Origin of the sequence: uncultured Campylobacter sp., from assembly GCF_938018145.1 — a bacterium.
In the GTDB taxonomy this organism is placed as follows: Bacteria; Campylobacterota; Campylobacteria; order Campylobacterales; family Campylobacteraceae; genus Campylobacter_A.
The window spans coordinates 1-1,964 of record NZ_CALIII010000466.1; the positions used below are offsets into that span (position 1 = coordinate 1).

General features: G+C 46.2%; 2 protein-coding genes and 1 pseudogene. All 3 read right to left on the bottom strand.

Translation table 11 applies throughout. The features are described from left to right. Positions 1-286 (bottom strand): hypothetical protein (locus tag Q0338_RS10980; RefSeq protein WP_298086742.1); only part of this gene is annotated, 286 nt, incomplete at its 3' end. A 220-nt stretch (positions 287-506) separates the two neighbouring features. Beyond that, on the bottom strand, positions 507-1,769 hold the full coding sequence (locus Q0338_RS10985) for an RNA polymerase factor sigma-54 (RefSeq protein WP_298086743.1): 1,263 nt from the start codon (positions 1,767-1,769) through the stop codon (positions 507-509). Further along, positions 1,769-1,964: pseudogene (locus Q0338_RS10990) on the bottom strand (ABC transporter ATP-binding protein); the annotation flags it as partial. The gene Q0338_RS10985 and the pseudogene Q0338_RS10990, both read right to left, overlap by 1 nt.

The window sequence follows — 1,964 nt, forward strand, 5'->3', positions numbered from 1 at the left end:
TAGCATAAAAAATATAATTTAGTAACCGTTTAATAGTGTCCTGAAAAATCACGCAAACTATAGCCATAATTAATGCATAAGGGCCTATAAATAACATCAAAATCAAAGAAATAATAAGATTAAAAACGTAAAAGTAACTATCGCCGTTACTATCGTCGAAAAATATATCTATAGGCGTTATTTTAATATTTTGATTGCAAGGAATAAGCCTTAAACAGCGAAATAACCAAAAAATCGGTATAGCCAAAATCAAACCGAAAAATAAACCGCCCATGATGTTGTCCATGTCGGGGGCGATACCCTCAATCAAATAAGTACTCGCAATGCCTAAAAATAGGACAAAAAGAATAAAAAATATGCGCTTCATATGGATATTTTAAATTTTCGAGACTTAAAAATCAAGAGAAATACGATGCGAGCCCTGCCAAACCCCCAGCTTAAATTTAAAATTTACGCTCAAATTTGCGTCGTGCTCGGCAAATTTGCCCCGCTCCAAGCGGCAAATTTTACTTACCAGATTGCAGCAGATAGGTCTTTTTGCGCTCGCTGGAGCTGCCGATATTTAGCGCGAGGCGGTATTTGGTTATCGTGCGGCGGACGACCTCGACGTTAAATTCCTTCTTGATAAACTCCAAAATTTTTAGATCGCTAAGCGGCTTGGCGGGATTTTCGTTGCGAACGAGATTTGCTACGAAGTCTTTGATAGCCTTATTTGAGACGTCCTCGTCGATCGCGGCGGAGAAAAAGCTCTTTATGGGCACCAGTCCGCGCGAGCATTCGAGGTATTTGTTTGAGATGCCGCGCGAGATGGTCGACGGGTTTCGCCCCAGATCCTCGGCGATGTCCTTTAGGCGCATAGGCTTGATGTCGCCGCCAAAAAAGTAATCATACTGATACTCCACCAGCATTAGGGCGATCTTTCGCAGCGTAGCTTTTCGCATATCAAGCGCGTCTATAAGGTCTTTTGCCTCTTTTACGCGCGAGGCGACGAAGCTCTCTTTTTCGTCCAGCCCCTCGACGTCGATGACGATCTCGGGATAAAAGTCGTCGTTGATGCGCACCTCGATACCGCCCGAGCTCGTGTCGATGACGATATCCGGGATGATCGCCGCAGCCTCGCTCATATACTCGATCGCGGGCGGATTTTTTAGCCTCTTGATGACGGCGAGAGCTTCGTTATAGAGCGGGATTTTGCGCATTTGGGAGAGATTTTCGAAATTTAACGCAAGCTTTTTAGCGCTTTCAAAGAGCTTCTCGTCCAAATTTAGCTCCTCAAGCTGAAACAAAAAGCTCTCTTTGTAGTCCTTTGCGCCGATGCCTGCGGGCTCGAGGTAGGCAAACCGCTTGCGCACCGACTCGATCTCCGCCTCGCTAAATTCGTCAAACGTTTCAGGCTCGTAGTAGCCCTCCTCGTTTATGCACTCGATGATTTTCATCGCGATTTTTTGGGATTTTTCGGTCGGAAAAAGGGGCTTATCTATCTGCTCGATTAGCTTGTCGTAAAGCCCCGTTTTAGCCACGCTAAAGCTTTCGATATTGTCGGTTACGCTGTTTTTTGATATTTCTTTGAAGAAGTTTTTGTCTTTTTTAGACGGCGCAGCGCTGGGTAGCTCGCTCAAATTTCGCTGCTGCACGCTTGCAAACGGATTATCCGCTAAAAACGGCTCAAGCGTCTCCTTTAGCTCCTCGACGCTGCTGCTTAGTATCGGCAGCCACGACCTTAACGTGTGCGAGAGCTTATTTTTGGGAGCTTGAGTTTGCTTTAGCATTATTCTACAAATTTAAACTCTTCGCCCAGATAGTGGGTGCGCACGAGTTTGTTGTTCGCGACTTCGTTCGCGCTGCCGCTAGCTAGCAGGCTACCGTCCTTGATCACGTAGGCGCGGTCGCAGATAGCTAGCGTCTCGCGGACGTTGTGGTCGGTGATGAGCACGCCTATGCCGAGTTTTTTTAGATCCCTAACG

Coding starts and splice junctions, on each gene's coding strand:
- Q0338_RS10985 (WP_298086743.1), bottom strand. CDS start 1,769: ATGCTAAAGCAAACTCAAGCTCCCAAAAATAAGCTCTCGCACACGTTA.